We start from the raw sequence: 15,046 nt of genomic DNA on the forward strand, positions 1-15,046 counted from the left end.
CCTTCAAAGTCCGAACTCGCGCGACAACGCGTCGAGCCTGTCGCCCACCGCCTCAGCGCTCAAGGCGCGGCGCGCGTCAGCGAGCGCTTTCGCCGCCTTCTCCTTCTCGCCGAGCGCCATATGCGCGCGGATCAGCCGCGCCCATTCGTCAGGCGATCCGCCCTGCGACGCAAGCCGCTGCGCCAGACCATCGACCATGCCACGGATCGCCGCGGCGCGTTCTTCAGGCGGCAGATTTGCAATCGCCTCGCCGCCTTTTGGAACGCCTTCGGGCGTCGCGCCAGACGACGGAACGCCGCGCAATCTCACGAGCCTTTCGCGGACGGCGTCGATCCAGGGCGCATCCGCGGTGGAGTCAGCGAGCAGATTTTCAAATCCCGCAATCGCGCCGGCGCGGTCGCCATCCTGTTCGCGCGCCAGCGCGAGATAATAGCGCGCCTTCGGCTGTTTCGGATTGAGCTCGGCGGCGCGCGCCAGCTTCTCTTTCGCGTCCGCTGTGACAATGCCATCGGCGCGGGCGATCAGACCTTCGGCGAGATTGGCGAGACGGTCCGGATTCTCGCCGAGAAGGCGCAGCGCTTCGGAATAAGCGCGAATGGCGTCGTCGATGCGGCCGAGCCGGAAATACACGGGCGCGATGACTTCATAGCCCGCACCGTCGTTCGGATCCTGCTGGAGATGCGCTTCGATGCGCGCCACCGCCTGTGCGAGATCGAGAGTTGCGGGATCGACCGCTCTGCGCGACGCAATCGGCTGGTCGGGAAGATGGGGAGAACCGGTCGCGCCATAAAACACCAGCGCAACAGCGGGAACGAGCATCAGCGCCAGCAGCGACGCTAGGGTGCGGCGACGGCGCGCGGCATCGAGCGAATTTCCCTGCGCGGGCGCGTCGCTATCGCTGCGCAGCAGACGGCGCGCCGCCTCCGTACGCGCGGCGCCAGCTTCCTGCTCGCCAATCAACCCGCGCGCGGCGTCGCGATCGATGTCGGCGAGCGCCGCGCGATAAAAAGCCGCATCATCGGCGGTGCGCGCCTCGGCGCGCGGACTGACGCGCGCCAGCGGCCAGAGCAGCAGCAGTGCCGCCGCTCCGGTCATCGCCGCAAGGATCGCCCAAAGCGCAACCATCGGAATTAGCTGGCCGGCATGATCTTCCAGGAGCCGCCGGCGACCCGGCAGGCCTTCCCGGTCTCGCGCTTTGGCCGCCCATCGATGAAGATCGTATGGGCGTAGTCACGGCACGGCCCGTCATCGCCGGCGGACAGGGCGCCCGGCTCGACATAGCCGTAAAAGCCCGGCCGCGAGGCCGTCCAGCGTCGGGGCGAGCCGGAAGACGCGGCGTCGAGCACCGCCTGCTCGGCCATGCCCTTCTCGCTGTCGTCGAGTTCGCCGGCGGGGGGATCAGCGACCGCGCGCGGCGCGCCGCCGCCCGTGCAGCCGACCAAGACAAGCGCCAAACCGATCGAAATGCTCAAAATGCGCCAGTTCTCGCCCATCGCCCGCCGCCTGCCTCGCGCGTTTCGCCGGTCCTTGCGGCGAAATGAGGGTGGCGTCAAACGGCGGACTCCATTCGCACTTTCGTCAATGAGTCGCCTTGAGACGGATCAAGCGAGGAGCTATGTATATCCCAGTGGGATATACAAGTGGAGGGCGCATCATGGCCCGCTCGACCGTCTTTAAAAGCAACCGCTCCCAGGCCGTCAGGCTGCCCAAGGCCGTCGCCTTCCCCGAGGGCGTCCATGAGGTGGAAATCATCGCGATCGGCGCGAACCGGCTCATCAGCCCCGTCGGGCATCGGTGGGATGATTTTTTCCGCCCGGAGAACCGGATGTCCGACGACTTCATGACCGAGCGAGTTGATCCGCCGCCGCAAGAACGGGAGCCGATGTAACGGTGACAAGCGAGCGTCGGCGATGTCGCGCTACATGCTGGACACCAATATCTGCATCTACGTCACCAAGGAGATGCCGATGCATCTCGTCGAACGCTTCAACGCGAGCGCCGAGCAGATGTGCATTTCATCGATCACTTACGGCGAGTTGCGCTATGGCGTTGAGAAATCGGCGCGACGCTTAGAAAATCTAAGGAAGCTCGAAGAGTTCGCCGGGAGGTTGGAGATTTTTCCATTCACAACGAGCGCGGCTGAACATTACGGCCAAATTCGCGCCGACCTCGAACGCGCGGGAACGCCAATCGGCAACAATGATCTGCTCATCGGCGCGCATGCGCGAAGCGAAGGATTGATCCTCGTCACCAACAACAGGCGTGAGTTTGACCGCATTCCCGGATTGCGCGTCGAGAACTGGCTGTAGCTCGCCGCGTCACACCGCCGGCAACAACAGGCGCGCTCTCAGCCCGCCGAGCGGCGCGGTCTCGAACTCCACCTTACCGCCATACATGGCCGCGAGATCGCGCACGATGGAAAGGCCAAGGCCTGAGCCCGGCTTGGTCTCATCGAGGCGCTCGCCGCGGCGCAGCGCGCCGTCGCGCTTGTCCGGCGGCAATCCCGGCCCGTCATCATCGACGACAAGCGCAAGCTGGCGGCGATCGCCCGCCTCCTCGACGCCGATCGACACTTTCACCTGCAGCTTTGAATATTTGCCGGCGTTGTCGATGAGATTGCCGACCATCTCCTCGAAATCCTGCTTCTCGCCGCGAAAGCGAATGGTCGAATCCTCCGGCGTTTCGAGATCGAAATCGCGCTCGCGATAGATCTTGGAGAAAGCGCGCGTGAGCCCTTCGAGCGTCGGCTTCACATCGGTCGCGGCGCCGAGCGCGCCGGCAAGAGCGGCGGCGCGGGCGCGATTGAGATAATAGTCGATCTGGTGGCGCATCAGCCCCACCTGTTCGTTGATCTTCTCGGTGAGCGGGCCGCCCGCCGCATCGACTTCATTCGTCATCACGCTGAGCGGCGTCTTCAGCGCATGCGCGAGATTGCCGACCTGCGTGCGGGCGCGATCGAGAATCTCCCTGTTAGCGTCGATGAGGAGATTGAGCTCGTCGGCGAGCGGCGCGACGTCGCGGGGATAATCGCCTTCGATGCGCTCGGCGTCGCCTTCACGAATGCGCGACACGGCGCGGCGCAGATCGGTCAGCGGACGCAGGCCGAACGTCACCTGGAACAAAGCCGAGCCGACCAGCGCGACGCCCAGCAGCAGAAACGTCAAGCCCAGCGCGAGTTCGAATTCCTTGATCTCGTCCTCGACCTCCGTCGCGTCGGCGGCGACGGAAATCTCGAACTGCCCGTCCTCGCCGAGATCGATCGGCCGCTCGATGATGCGCAGGCGCTTGTCGTCGGCGAGCGAGACATAGCCGCGCCGCCAGGCCTGGAAACGCTCAAGCGGCACCGACTCGCCGAGCTTCGGCAGCGATTGTCCGAACAACGAGCGCGACGCCTTGAAGGTGCCGCCGTCAGCCTTGGTCACCTCCCAGTACCAGCCCGAGCCCTGCAGATTGAATCTGGGCTCGCCGAGATTGCCGAGCTCGTTGCGCTCCTGTTCGGTCGGCGCGGAGAGATCGCCGACGAGCTCCTTCAGATAAACGTTGAGGCGCTCGTCGAACGCCGCCTCGGTGGTGCGGCGATAGATGGTGGAGAGGACGATTCCCGCGATGAAGAGAATGACGGCGGAGAGAATCGCCGCCGAGGCGAACAGGCGGGTGGCAATGGAAGCTCCGCCTTCGGCAGGCTTCGCGGTCATCCTCCGCTACGCCTTCGCGTCCGGCGGGTTCAGGATGTAGCCGAGCCCGCGCACAGTCTGGATGATGTCGACGCCAAGCTTGCGGCGGATGCGCCCGACGAACACCTCGATCGTGTTCGAGTCGCGATCGAAATCCTGATCATAGAGATGCTCGACGATCTCGTTGCGCGAGATCACCCGGCCGGAATGATGCATGAGATAGGAGAGCAGCCGGAATTCGTGCGAAGTGAGCTTGATCGGCTGGCCGTCGACGGTGACGCGGCCGGCGCGCGCGTCGAGTCTCACAGGACCGCATTCGAGCTCGTTCGTCGCATGCCCGGCCGAGCGCCTGAGCAGCGCCCGCAGGCGCGCCAGCACCTCCTCGATATGGAACGGTTTCGCGACATAATCGTCGGCGCCGACGTCAAAGGCCTCGACCTTGTCGCTCCAGCGATCGCGCGCGGTGAGAATCAGCACCGGCGTCTTCTTGCCCGACTTGCGCCAGGCCTTGAGCACGCTGACGCCGTCGATCTTGGGCAGGCCAAGATCGAGCACGATGGCGTCGTAAGGTTCGGTCTCGCCAAGGAACTGGCCATCTTCGCCGTCAATCGCCGAATCAACGGCGTAACCGGCCTGCTCGAGCGCAGCGACAAGCTGCCGGTTGAGGTCGCGTTCGTCCTCGACGACGAGAATGCGCAATCAAGCCTCCTGGCGCGCCTGTGCGGCTAGCGCATCTCCATGACGTGCCCGTCGGAGGCGTCGACCAGAACCCGGCCGACCTTGCCGCTGCGCTGAAGCACCGTCACCCAATACACAAGCTGGTCGTTATGTTGGCAGAGGCGGACGCGCAAGGTTTCGCCGCTCGCGTGGTTGCGGGCGGCGCGCAGGGCCTGGCTGGGAGCGACGGCCTTCTTTTCCGCCACGGCTTCCTGCGTCGCGTTGGACGACAGACATTCGGTCTGCGCCTGGGCGAGCGCCGGCCCGCCGCAGCCGGCAAGGAGCAACAGGGAAAACAGGAGCGCGGTGGGGAGATGCATCGGGGTCATGATGCCGTGGGGGCGGCTGAACCGCTACTGAACAAGAGTTCATGTTTGAAAAGCGGCGGAGGCGCGTGAAATCATCGGGATTTGCGTGAAGACGCGCGCCACCGCCTGGAGCATGGCGCGAAAAAGTGAAACCGGTTTTTCCGAGACGAACGCGAGCATTCGCTCTGCGAAAGCCATACTCCAAACTATGGGAATCGATCACGTTCCCGCATTTTGATTGATTCAATCAAAATGCGGCGTGATCCATCGCCCGCGCCTGTCTGAAGAACCTGCTTCGAAGGCGGCGGCGGAAATCCTCTTGCCATTCCCGGCCCAAAATATGTAACAGTATAACATCACTTATACGCTGCGGCTGCGCGCGGCGCCGATCGGGGACTCTGTGATGAAAGAAATATTGCGTTGGGCGCTGGCGGGCTGCGCGCTCGCCGGCCTGCTCTCGGCCGCGCGGGCGCAAGGCGAAACGCTGGAGATCACCGTGACGGCGGACAGCCCGATCGCCGCGCCACGCTCGACCGCGCCAGCAAGCCCCGGCGCGCTGACGGTCATCGACCGAGCGTTCGCGCCCGTGACGTTCCTGACCCAGCGCGAGATCATCACCAATGGCGGGCGGACGCTGGGGGACCAGCTCTCCGCCCTCCCCGGCGTCTCGAATTCCGGCTTCGCGCCCGGCGCCGCCAACCGGCCGATCATTCGCGGCCTCGATAATTTCCGCGTCCGCATCCAGGAGAACGGGATCGGCTCGCAGGACGTCTCGGACCTCGGCGAGGACCACGGCGTGCCGATCGATCCGCTCGCGGCCCAGCGCATCGAAATCATCCGCGGCCCCGCCACCTTGCGCTATGGATCGCAGGCGATCGGCGGCGTGGTCAGCGCCGAAAACAACCGCATCCCGGACGCGCTCATCGATCCCGGCTTTCACGCGGTGACGCGCGGCGGCGTCTCGTCAGTCGACAAGGGTTATGAGGCTTCGACGCTGATGGACGCGCGCAGCGGCGACTTCGTCGCGCATGCCGACATCTATAAGCGCAGCGCCAGCGACTATCGCATTCCCGGCGGCACGCAGCTCAACAGCTTCGTCCGCTCCGAAGGCCAGTCGCTCGGCGGCTCCTGGTTTTTTCCCGGCGGTTATGTCGGCGCCGCGATCTCGCATTTCACCAGCCTCTACGGCATTCCCGGCGCCGACGCGCCAACAAACCGGACGCGCATTGATCTCGAACAGACGAAAATCACGAGCAAGGGCGAATACCGGATCGACGCGGGCGGCGTCGACGCGCTGCGCTTCTGGATCGGCGGCTCGTTCTACAAGCACCGGGAAGAGAACATCAATGACGCCGGCGGTTTCGACACCGGCGCGATTTTCCGCAATCGCGAAATTGAAGCGCGCGTCGAAAGTCAGTTCAAGGCGATCGATACGCCGCTCGGCCGGTGGGTGAGCGCGCTCGGCGTGCAGGCCGGCCGCCAGTCAATCGGCACGGCCGGCGACGCGGGAAGCCTGCTTGCGCCAGCGACGACAACGACACTCGCCGCCTACGCCTTCGGCGAACTCAGCCTTCTTCCCGCCACGCGCCTGCAAACAGCGCTGCGCCTGGAGCATGCGCGGGTGGGCGGAACCGCCGCGATCTTCCCCGCCGATCTCCTCGGCGCCTCGGGCGATCCGGTCGACGATCCGCGCACGCGTCGATTCACTCCCTTCAGCGCGAGTCTCGGCCTGCAGCAGGATATTCCGTTCGGCTTCACCGCCAGCCTGACCGGCCAATATGTCGAGCGCGCGCCCCGCGCGCCGGAACTGTTCTCGCGCGGCGCCCATGATGCGCCCGGGACGTTCGAGATCGGCGATCCCAATCTCAAGAAGGAGACGGCGAAGACCATCGAACTCGGCCTGCGCCGCGCGGCCGGCCCATGGCGTTTCGACGGAACGATTTATCACACGCGCTATGACGGCTTCATCTACAAGCGCGCCACTGGCGTTCGCTGCGGCGATGATTTCGCGAGTTGCGGCATCGAGGATGATTTTCAGCAGATCGTCTACAGCCAGCGCAACGCGACCTTCACCGGCGCTGAAGCGCGAACGCAATATGATCTCCGGGAGATCGGCGGCGGCTTCGTCGGCGTCGAAGGCCAGTACGATATCGTGCGCGCGCGCTTCACCGACGGCGGAAATGTTCCGCGCATCCCGCCGCAGCGATTTGGCGGCGGCGCCTATTTCAGAAGCGAAACATGGTTCGCGCGCGTGAGTCTCCTGCACGCCTACGCGCAGAACCGGCCCGGCGAGAACGATACGCCCACGCCGGGCTACAATCTTCTCAATGCGGAGATTAATTACACCACGTCACTGCGACAGGCAGGATTGCCGAAAGGCGCCGAACTCACCATCGGCGTATCGGGAACCAACCTGCTCAACGAAACGATCCGCAACGCGACCTCGTTCCGCAAGGACGACGTTGTCATGCCCGGACGCGGCGGACGATTGTTCGTGAGCGTGAAGTTCTGACCGGATTGAACGGCCGGGAGCTAGCCGCTCTTCGCCGATCCGATCTTCGAGTCCGCCAGGATGCGGAAGACGACGCCGGCGGCGCTGGTGACGTTCGTCACGATCAGGGGCGCCACGTCCGCGAGCTGGGCCGCGTCGGCGGCGTTGATCTTCACGCCGACAAGGCCGGCGAGCGAGGCGCCGAAGCCGATCGCGCCGGCCCAGAAGGTCTTTGATTGCCAGAGGGTCTTCATATCGTTCATGGGGTGCTCCTTGCTGAAAAAACCTGTTCAATGAGTCTCGCGCCGCGGCCCGTCGGCGCGGGCTGCGGCTTCGCCGCGGCGCCGACCTTCGCGGCCTGGAAATGCATCGCGTCCGGCTTCGACCACAGGCCGCCCCACTCCCAGCCTTCGGCGGCGAAGAGTTCGACGACCGGCTGCGGCATCATGCCGAGGCTGGTGCGATAACGGCGGCCGAAGGCGTTGCGCTCGGGATCGAGATCGATCGCGGCGCCCCAGGAATGGATCGACAGAGTCGAGCCGCCGCGCTTCAGACGGAAATTGAAGGCGCCGCCGCAGAGATGCATGCGCGCCTGCTCGATTGCGTCCTGCGAGCCATAATGCTTCGCGACGCCGTCGAGCACGCGCAGCAGCGACTCCGCGCATTTCTTGTGGACGGTCAGCGTCGCGACCTCACCGCCCCATGACCAGCGCATGCGGTAGGGCGGCTTCACGCGCACGAGGTTGGCGCTCATCCAGGCGGGATCGGCGCGGCCGTCGCGGCCGGAGTCCGGATCGCCATAGAACTCATTCATCGCCGACGGTGATTGCGAAGGCCATGCAGGCATCGTGATGTTTCCGTTTGAGTTGAAAAAATTCAGGCTGCGCCTTCGGCGCAGAAATTGTTCGCTGGACCCCGGACACGGTTCCGCTTCACTTCGTTCCGCTCCACCGTTCCGGGGACGAAGAGAGCTTCAGTGTTTGAGGATAAAGCTCTCTCCATCCCCGGTTCCCTGCAGCGAGCTTGAGCGAGCGAAAGGGAGACCGGGGTCCAGCAAGAGACTCTGCGAAGCGGAGCGAGCGCATCTTTGAAAGAAATTGAGACTGCGCCTTCGGCGCAGAAGTTGTTCGCTGGACCCCGGACACGGTTCCGCTTCACTTCGTTTCGCTTCACCGCTCCGGGGACGGGAAAGAGCAGCGCTTCAGGCCACCGCCAACGTCGCGCGTAGCGGAAAGCCGCGACCGACAACCGCGCTCACCTGTGAAAGAGAGATCGCAAGCGAAGTCTGCGGCGCGCCAAAATCGGCGATTTCATCAGCCGCCGCATAGAGAATGGATGGCGCTGTCGCGGACAGCGTGCGCTTCACCCCTCCAAAACCGTCGAGAATGTCGAGCTCATAGCGCTCGCTATCCTCGCCAAGAGGAATTTCCAGAGTCTCCCAGGCGTCGCCATCGATGCGCGACCGCCTGGTGAAGCTTACCGTCATGCCATCGACGCTTCGCGCCGCGCGCGCGCCAACAGGCGAATAAGGTTTCAGCGCAAGCGGCGTCGCCGTCGCCGCGATCTCGACAACGCGCGCATCGCCGTGATCGAGTTTCGACGGGCCAATGCGATAGATCGTCTCGACGCCGATGCGATCGAGCGAATCCGCAAGCGCCGTCACCGCGCCGTTCAATCGCACGATCGTCGCGCCCGCAGGCGCCTCGATCGCGGCCGCCTCTTCCGATCCGCCGAGACCGCGCAGCAACCGCGACAGGCGCCAGGTCCGCGACGCGACCAGCACGGCTTCCTGCGCAATGATGATCTCCCATGCGCCATCGGGTTTGCGGATCGCAAACGCGTTGCCGCTGGCAAGCGCGTTCTCGTCATCGATCGACGCGACCGTTCCGCCGCGAAGTTCGACGCGGAAAGACGAGCCGCGATCCCAGCGCGCGGGAAACCCTGGCGGCAGCGCATCGAGCAAGTTTCCCATCGTCGCGCGCGCCGGAATGAGCCGCTCGGCGACGAAATCAGCGCCACTCTTGCGCCAGATCGTCAGCGAACCTGGCCAGGGATCGGCGAAGGCCGCGACATATTGAAGAATAGTCGGCGAGCCCGCCGCGATGGGAAGATCGAGAACAACAATCTGCGGGGCGCCCGGGATCGCAGGCGGCGCGGCGGGCCTCGGCTCCACGAACGCAGGCAGATGTTCACGCGCCATGTCGTCGATGGCGCGCGCCTCGATCGCCCGCGCGGCGCCATCGGTGATGCGCTGAATTTCGTAGACGCGCGAAAAATCGGCGCCGACGAGCGTGACGCGATCGCCCGCCTCCAGCGCCCATTGCGAGAGCGGCGCCGAGAAACGCACGCTCTCGCGCGCTGTCCACGCTTCCTGCAATCTGACATCGGCAAGCAATTGCATCTCCGCGCGCCGCGCGGTCAGCGCGACATCCATCTGCGCCTGACGCTTGCTCATGCCCGACAGACGCCGCGACGAAGCCGCAGCGCGGCGATAGTCGGTTTCGGCGTCGGCGAAGCCGATCGTTGTCTCCGCGGGAAGCTCCGTCTCCTGCGCGCGAATCTTCTCGACCGCCTTGCCGTCGCGATCGGGAACCAGATCGCCATCGGCAAATGACGCCACCGACGAACGCCGTCCACCGACAAAAGAGAGACCGCCGCCGCGCAATCCGAAATTATAGAGGCCGGCCAACGGCTCCAGCGCGCTTCGGAGCGACATCGGTTTGTCCACGACATAACCGTCGACAAACGCGTCGAGCCCCTCGCAGGAAATTCCATCGACCTCGAAATCAGCGGCTATGGCGCGCACGAGATCATCGAGCGCAGCCCCTTCAAGACGACCGTTGAGCCAGTGGCCCGTCTCGTAATTCGCGGCGTCGCCCCAGACTTTTCCGAGAGTCGGGAAAGCCGGAAAAGGCCGCGCGTCCCAAGCCCAGAGATGCGTTCGCGCGACATCGACCATGCGCCCGCCATAGACCGGCGACACGGGATTGTCGGCGGGCGACAAGAGTTGCGCGGGATCGAAATGGGCAAGCGTCGCCGCATTGGCGCGCATGGCGACGAGATCGTCGCGCGCGCCATGGGAGAAAGGCGGCCGCGCGGCGGACGCCGACTTCACATCGGGAAACGCATTCGGCCCGTTCGCGCCATTGTCGACGGCGGGGCAACCGACCTCCGTCAGCCAGATCGGTTTCGATTGCGGCGACCAGGGCGTGACGAATGTTTCGACATTGCCCGATCGCGCGACATGCGCATTCGACCACCAGTTCGCGAGATCCTTGACGCGATAGACCCACGGCTTGCCATAGGCGCCGTCCGTGATGTCGCGCCTGATCTGCGCATCGCGCTCGCCGTCATTAGCGTAGTACCAGTGATAACCTTCGCCTGATGCGACGCGGCTGCGGAGATAGTCGAAATTCGCCGGACTGTTCGCAATCTGCGCATCAGCATGGCCGACGCCGTCGCGCCAGTCGGAGAGCGGGACATACCAGTTGATGCCGACCATATCGATGTCAGCTGACGCCCAGAGCGCGTCGAGCGGGAAGATCAATTCGCCCGCGGCGGGAACGATAGCGCCATATTCCGTCCAGTCGGCGGCGTAGGTGATATTTGTTGAGCCGCCGAGAATCGCACGCACGTCATTCGCGATCGAGATGAGCGAATCCGTCATCGGAAACGAGCCGCCGGCGCCGCGCACGCGCGTCAGGCCGCGCAATTCGGATGAGAGAATGAAGGCGTCGACGCCGCCAGCGATCGCCGCCAGCATCGCGCAATGCAGCACGAGCCGGCGCAACGTCCATTCATCAGGGCCGGAATAGATCACGGCGCCGTCGCTTGCGACGAAATGCGCTGGCGCCGCAGAGCCCACGAAAGACGCGATCTGCGTTGCAGCAGACGAAGAGCCGTCGACCGTGCCGCCAACTCCCGGCGCGGGATCGACCGTGATCTCGCCGCGCCAGGGATAGGCAGGCTGCGCGGAGGCGCCGGTCCAGGGATCTGGCAACGCGTTGTCGGCCGCGATATCCATCATGATGAACGGATGAAGATTGATCTTCAGTCCGCACGATCTGATCTCCGCGATCGCCGCGAGCACCGAATGATCCGACGGCGTGCCGCCATAGGCCGGCAAGCCGTTCACAACAGATACAATCTGCGCGTCGAACCGCGTCACGCCGCTGACGCTCCAGAACAAAGGCGTCGTGAATTTGTTCGCGACCTCGACCTTCGGCCTCACGCTGCAAAGACCGGCGCGCAGATCGTCGCCGAACCAGGTCACGATCAGCGTCACGCTTTCGAGGTTGGGGCACAGCGCCTGCAACTGATCGAGCGAGGCGCGCAGATCGACCGCATGCGTAAGCTGATTGACATTCTCCGGCCGCGAGACGCCATCGCCCGCATCGCGAAACACCTGCGTCGTCTCATAGGCGAATTCGCCGGCGCCCGGGATCAGGTTCACGCCCCGCGCCATGGCGTTGAGCGAACCGACGGGCCGCGCAACTTCAAAAGAAAATTGCGGAATGCGATTGCCGAAATCGGCGAGCGGCAGCCGCTCGAACACGACATAGGCCGTGCCGCGATAGGCCGGCGCATTCGCCGCGCCTTCCTTCGCAACAACAAGCGGATCGGCCTCCTGCGATTCGTCGCCGCGATGGAGGCGCATCGTCACCGTCGTCAAATCGAGCAACTGTCCATCGGCCCAGACGCGGCGCACGAACGCGATCGGCCCTTCGCAGAGGCCGATCGCGAGATTGGCGAAATAGCTGTAGGTCGTGCTCGTCGAGGCGCCGCCGCCGAACAATCCGCCCTTGCCGCCGAAGACGCCGCCGCCGGAGCGCGTGACGTTGACGATCTCCTCGAAGCGCGTCGCCCAGATCAATTCGCCGCCAATACGGGCGCGGCCGTAGACGCGCGGGATCGACGCGCCTTCGGTCGATTCAAGCCCCGACATCTCGGTGACGCGCGGCCCTTCACTCGAAGTGGGACGGCGCAGGAGCGACGTGTCGATCGAGGCGCCAAGCACGGCGCCGAGAACGCGTCCGGCCATGGCGCCGATTGGGCCGCCGATCGCATTGCCAAGCGCGGCGCCGGCGAGTTGCAGAACGAGCGTCGCCATCAGCCTGTCGCTCCGGGGAAGGAAAAGGCGGCGACGAGATGACGCCGCCACCACTGCGAGAAATGAACTTCCGCCACCGCCGCGCCGTCATGGGCGTGAATAAACGACTGTGACGCAGCGAGAATCGCCGCATGCGCCGCGGGCAATCCGTCGCGCCAGCGAAACAGCAGCACATCGCCTTCGCGCGCGTATCGAGAAGCGATTTCGACGAGATGACGCCTCGCCGCATCGAGCAGCGTCTCGCGCGAGGAAGACAGCGACCAGGCCGGCGCATAAGGCGTCATCGCCTCAGGCTCCGCGCCGATCACGCCGCGCCAGACGCCGCGCACAAGGCCAAGGCAATCGCAGCCGACATGAATGAGCGACGCCTGATGCGCGTAAGGCGTGCCGATCCAGCGGCGCGCCTCTGCGACAAGGACGGCGCGCGAAAGCTCCGTCACTGGAACAAGCTCCCGCCATCCATGTTGGGCTCGCCGTCGCGCGCGACGCGCATCAACACGTCGTTGCCGGGAATGTGGGGAAAACCGCGGAAATTGACGGCGTTGCCGAAGCGATCGCGGCATGTGGAGAATTGCTTGTCGCAGCCCGCCGTCGCGATGAACGCGTCGCCGATCGCAATCGGCCGCGGCGGCGCGCTCCAGAGCAGCAGGGAGCCTTCGCCCTGCGAATGATCGCGCACATCCTGCGTGAGATTCGCATTGGCGCCCGAGGTCCATTTCAGCGACCCAGCTCGAAACACGCCGCTGGCGAATGACGTCAACGCAGCGGCGCGGAGATAGGATTGACCGTCGGTCGCGCTTACAGTTCCCGTCACGCGCCAGCCCGCGAGATCGACGCGGCAGCGCGAATCTCCGAGGGCGGCCGGGCAACGCGCCGCGAAGAGGCGGCCGCGCTCCTCATCGAGTTGATGCGCAAGCGCGCGCATCTCGGTGACATAGGCGGAATCCTGCCGCCTGACTTCGCCAACGACGCCTTCATCGAGGAGCAGACGCGCCGCCGGATTGGTCCAATCGACGGCGAAGACCTCGATGCGCGCCTTGTCCCAGAGCCCTTTCGCGAGATCGATCTCGGAGAGACCGTCCGACGACAGCGCGCCGGCCACCTCGCCGCCGCCGACCGCGAAATCGAAATGCGACTCCGTCTCCGACGCCTGCGCGCCCGTGCGCGCGGCGAAGGTCACGCCATCGAAGGTGAGATCGCGATCATGATCGGTGAAGCCGAGCACGACGCCGTCGCGCCGCGTCAGCTTCCAGCAGCGCGCGAGCGTCGTCGCGCCGCCGCTCGCCGCAGCCACAAAAGAAGAGGAAAGAGCGCGCATGGTCAGACGATGATCTCGATCAAGGGAATCTTCGGAATGACGCCGGCGTCAAAGGCGGAGAAATCGATCGTCAATTGATCATCCTCGAACCTGACCGGGGTATCGAACGTGAAGCCGGCTGTGATAGCGGCGCCGGACGCGGGAATGGCGCCCGAAATGAAAGTCACGACTCCCGTTGTCGTATCGACGGAGAAATCCGACGAAGCGCGCTCGACGCCATTCACGGCGACGCGCACGCTTCCCGCGGCCGGCTTCCTGATCGGCCTGTCATAGGGCGCGTGCGCCGCGCCATAACGTTTGACGAGCTGGAAGCTCGCGATCGCGCCGTCGCCCATTCCGATCGCCTGATCGAGCGGCGACACGCTTTGCGAGGGCGCGCAGGATTTCCAGTCGGCGCGGTCGCGCCAGCGAAATCCGTACAGACGCCCTCGCCTCTCCTCGAAGAAAGCGATGACGTCATGCAGCGCATCGAGCGTCTTCACGCCATAGCCGGCATCATAGCGCCGTCGCGAATGAGCCCAGCGCGTGTTGCGCTCCTCGCGTCCGGAGCCGAGCGTGACGATCTCGGTGCGGCGCTCCGGGCCGCCCTGACTGCCGAGCGCAATGTCGAGCGGAAACCTGATCTCGTGAAAATCGGAAGGCATCGCGTCCTCACACCGAGCGACGGCCGCGCGCAACCGCGCGCGCCAATGCGCCTGCGATCTGCGCCTGCGAGCGGCGGAAACTGTCGGCGTCCTGCGTCGCGATATTGACGGTGATCGCGGTGGAACCGCCGGCGTCGCCGCGCACGCCGAGACGCCCGTCGGAGCCGCGCGCGAGCGGCATCACCGCTTCGGCGCCGCGCTCGCCCATGAGACCGAGGCCGCCATTCAAGGGAAAATAGGTCGGCTGCGCCACAACGCCGCCAGCCGCAAAGGGCCTCACCTGCCCGGACTGAAAGACATTGCCCAGTGCGCTCGCAGTCGTCGTTCCCCCGAACACGCCAGAGACAAGCGAACCGAGCGCGCCCTGCAGCGCACTTTCGACAGGCTTGAAGGCGAGCCGCAGACCGAACGACACCATACGCTCGCCGATCGAGCGCAACACGTCCTCGAAACGCCTGCCGTCGACGATGCCGCGCGCAAACGCGTTGCTGATGCTTTTCCCCAGCGCATCCGTCGTCGATTTAAGCGCGCGCGCCGTCTTCAGCGAAGATGAGAGGCTTTCGTCAGTATCATCGTCAGCCATCATCGGTCTCCTTGTCGGGATAGAGCGCGATCAGCGCCGCAAGCTCATCGCGGCGCATGGCGCGCTGTGCGTCGCCGAAAATTCCGCGCGCCGCAGCGGCGAGTTCGCGCGGACTCATCGACCAGAATTCAAAAGACGAAAGCCGCAGCACACCGAAACCGAACGCCATCGCCTCCCGCCAGGGGAAAGCGGCCGGCGCGG

The 15,046-nt window shown here is 65.1% G+C and carries 16 protein-coding genes; 3 read left to right on the forward strand and 13 right to left on the reverse strand.

The features are described from left to right. Positions 1-3 precede the first annotated feature (3 nt). A complete protein-coding gene (gene ccmI / locus L8F45_RS14090) occupies positions 4-1,125 on the reverse strand; it encodes a c-type cytochrome biogenesis protein CcmI (protein ID WP_342358513.1) in 1,122 nt (373 codons plus the stop codon). 5 nt (positions 1,126-1,130) lie between these two features. Further along, entirely contained in the window at positions 1,131-1,493 is a 363-nt protein-coding gene (locus L8F45_RS14095) for a hypothetical protein (protein ID WP_342358514.1), read from the reverse strand. A gap of 161 nt (positions 1,494-1,654) precedes the next feature. Between L8F45_RS14095 and vapB the strand changes: the two genes are divergently transcribed. Both vapB and vapC read left to right on the forward strand, forming a co-directional pair. Beyond that, complete coding sequence (vapB, locus tag L8F45_RS14100) at positions 1,655-1,888, forward strand: type II toxin-antitoxin system VapB family antitoxin (protein WP_342358515.1); 234 nt, start codon at positions 1,655-1,657, stop codon at positions 1,886-1,888. 22 nt (positions 1,889-1,910) lie between these two features. Beyond that, on the forward strand, positions 1,911-2,309 hold the full coding sequence (gene vapC, locus L8F45_RS14105) for a type II toxin-antitoxin system tRNA(fMet)-specific endonuclease VapC (protein WP_342358516.1): 399 nt from the start codon (positions 1,911-1,913) through the stop codon (positions 2,307-2,309). A gap of 9 nt (positions 2,310-2,318) precedes the next feature. On the opposite strand, the gene L8F45_RS14110 is transcribed toward vapC, so the two are convergent. Genes L8F45_RS14110 through L8F45_RS14120 form a run of 3 tightly spaced genes read right to left on the reverse strand, consistent with a single transcriptional unit; the run spans position 2,319 to position 4,720 of the window. Further along, on the reverse strand, positions 2,319-3,695 hold the full coding sequence (locus L8F45_RS14110; protein ID WP_342358517.1) for an ATP-binding protein: 1,377 nt from the start codon (positions 3,693-3,695) through the stop codon (positions 2,319-2,321). A gap of 6 nt (positions 3,696-3,701) precedes the next feature. Then, positions 3,702-4,373, reverse strand: coding sequence for a response regulator transcription factor (locus tag L8F45_RS14115; protein WP_342358518.1), 672 nt, complete (start codon positions 4,371-4,373; stop codon positions 3,702-3,704). 26 nt (positions 4,374-4,399) lie between these two features. Continuing rightward, positions 4,400-4,720: a PepSY domain-containing protein gene (locus L8F45_RS14120; RefSeq protein ID WP_342358519.1), complete on the reverse strand. Its 321-nt coding sequence runs from the start codon at positions 4,718-4,720 to the stop codon at positions 4,400-4,402. 382 nt (positions 4,721-5,102) lie between these two features. On the opposite strand from L8F45_RS14120, the gene L8F45_RS14125 reads away from it, so the two are divergent. After that, entirely contained in the window at positions 5,103-7,211 is a 2,109-nt protein-coding gene (locus tag L8F45_RS14125) for a TonB-dependent receptor (RefSeq protein WP_342358520.1), read from the forward strand. Positions 7,212-7,231: 20 nt separating this feature from the next. Here L8F45_RS14125 and L8F45_RS14130 read toward each other — a convergent pair whose 3' ends face one another. The 8 genes from L8F45_RS14130 to L8F45_RS14165 form a co-directional block, all read right to left on the reverse strand. Beyond that, a complete protein-coding gene (locus L8F45_RS14130; RefSeq protein WP_342358521.1) occupies positions 7,232-7,453 on the reverse strand; it encodes a hypothetical protein in 222 nt (73 codons plus the stop codon). After that, positions 7,450-8,037: a M15 family metallopeptidase gene (locus tag L8F45_RS14135; RefSeq protein ID WP_342358522.1), complete on the reverse strand. Its 588-nt coding sequence runs from the start codon at positions 8,035-8,037 to the stop codon at positions 7,450-7,452. Before L8F45_RS14135 ends, L8F45_RS14130 begins: the two co-directional genes overlap by 4 nt. 354 nt (positions 8,038-8,391) lie before the next feature. Next, positions 8,392-12,300: a baseplate multidomain protein megatron gene (locus tag L8F45_RS14140; RefSeq protein WP_342358523.1), complete on the reverse strand. Its 3,909-nt coding sequence runs from the start codon at positions 12,298-12,300 to the stop codon at positions 8,392-8,394. After that, a complete protein-coding gene (locus L8F45_RS14145; RefSeq protein ID WP_342358524.1) occupies positions 12,300-12,740 on the reverse strand; it encodes an NlpC/P60 family protein in 441 nt (146 codons plus the stop codon). The genes L8F45_RS14140 and L8F45_RS14145 overlap by 1 nt, the downstream gene beginning before the upstream one ends. Next, positions 12,737-13,618: a DUF2163 domain-containing protein gene (locus L8F45_RS14150; protein ID WP_342358525.1), complete on the reverse strand. Its 882-nt coding sequence runs from the start codon at positions 13,616-13,618 to the stop codon at positions 12,737-12,739. The genes L8F45_RS14145 and L8F45_RS14150 overlap by 4 nt, the downstream gene beginning before the upstream one ends. Before the next feature lie 2 nt (positions 13,619-13,620). Continuing rightward, on the reverse strand, positions 13,621-14,262 hold the full coding sequence (locus L8F45_RS14155; protein ID WP_342358526.1) for a phage distal tail protein, Rcc01695 family: 642 nt from the start codon (positions 14,260-14,262) through the stop codon (positions 13,621-13,623). A 7-nt stretch (positions 14,263-14,269) separates the two neighbouring features. Continuing rightward, a complete protein-coding gene (locus L8F45_RS14160; protein WP_342358527.1) occupies positions 14,270-14,848 on the reverse strand; it encodes a phage tail tape measure protein in 579 nt (192 codons plus the stop codon). Next, entirely contained in the window at positions 14,838-15,014 is a 177-nt protein-coding gene (locus tag L8F45_RS14165) for a phage tail assembly chaperone (RefSeq protein ID WP_342358528.1), read from the reverse strand. Before L8F45_RS14165 ends, L8F45_RS14160 begins: the two co-directional genes overlap by 11 nt. Positions 15,015-15,046 lie beyond the last annotated feature (32 nt).

Source organism: Terrirubrum flagellatum (assembly GCF_022059845.1).
GTDB classification, from domain to species: Bacteria; Pseudomonadota; Alphaproteobacteria; order Rhizobiales; family Beijerinckiaceae; genus Terrirubrum; species Terrirubrum flagellatum.

Bases quoted from the DNA above. Each gene is read 5' to 3' on its own strand.
- vapC (WP_342358516.1), top strand. From the start codon at position 1,911: ATGTCGCGCTACATGCTGGACACCAATATCTGCATCTACGTCACCAAG.
- L8F45_RS14130 (WP_342358521.1), bottom strand. From the start codon at position 7,453: ATGAACGATATGAAGACCCTCTGGCAATCAAAGACCTTCTGGGCCGGC.
- L8F45_RS14155 (WP_342358526.1), bottom strand. From the start codon at position 14,262: ATGCCTTCCGATTTTCACGAGATCAGGTTTCCGCTCGACATTGCGCTC.
- L8F45_RS14160 (WP_342358527.1), bottom strand. From the start codon at position 14,848: ATGATGGCTGACGATGATACTGACGAAAGCCTCTCATCTTCGCTGAAG.
- L8F45_RS14125 (WP_342358520.1), top strand. From the start codon at position 5,103: ATGAAAGAAATATTGCGTTGGGCGCTGGCGGGCTGCGCGCTCGCCGGC.
- ccmI (WP_342358513.1), bottom strand. From the start codon at position 1,125: ATGGTTGCGCTTTGGGCGATCCTTGCGGCGATGACCGGAGCGGCGGCA.
- vapB (WP_342358515.1), top strand. From the start codon at position 1,655: ATGGCCCGCTCGACCGTCTTTAAAAGCAACCGCTCCCAGGCCGTCAGG.
- L8F45_RS14140 (WP_342358523.1), bottom strand. From the start codon at position 12,300: ATGGCGACGCTCGTTCTGCAACTCGCCGGCGCCGCGCTTGGCAATGCG.
- L8F45_RS14120 (WP_342358519.1), bottom strand. From the start codon at position 4,720: ATGACCCCGATGCATCTCCCCACCGCGCTCCTGTTTTCCCTGTTGCTC.
- L8F45_RS14110 (WP_342358517.1), bottom strand. From the start codon at position 3,695: ATGACCGCGAAGCCTGCCGAAGGCGGAGCTTCCATTGCCACCCGCCTG.
- L8F45_RS14095 (WP_342358514.1), bottom strand. From the start codon at position 1,493: ATGGGCGAGAACTGGCGCATTTTGAGCATTTCGATCGGTTTGGCGCTT.
- L8F45_RS14165 (WP_342358528.1), bottom strand. From the start codon at position 15,014: ATGGCGTTCGGTTTCGGTGTGCTGCGGCTTTCGTCTTTTGAATTCTGG.
- L8F45_RS14150 (WP_342358525.1), bottom strand. From the start codon at position 13,618: ATGCGCGCTCTTTCCTCTTCTTTTGTGGCTGCGGCGAGCGGCGGCGCG.
- L8F45_RS14135 (WP_342358522.1), bottom strand. From the start codon at position 8,037: ATGCCTGCATGGCCTTCGCAATCACCGTCGGCGATGAATGAGTTCTAT.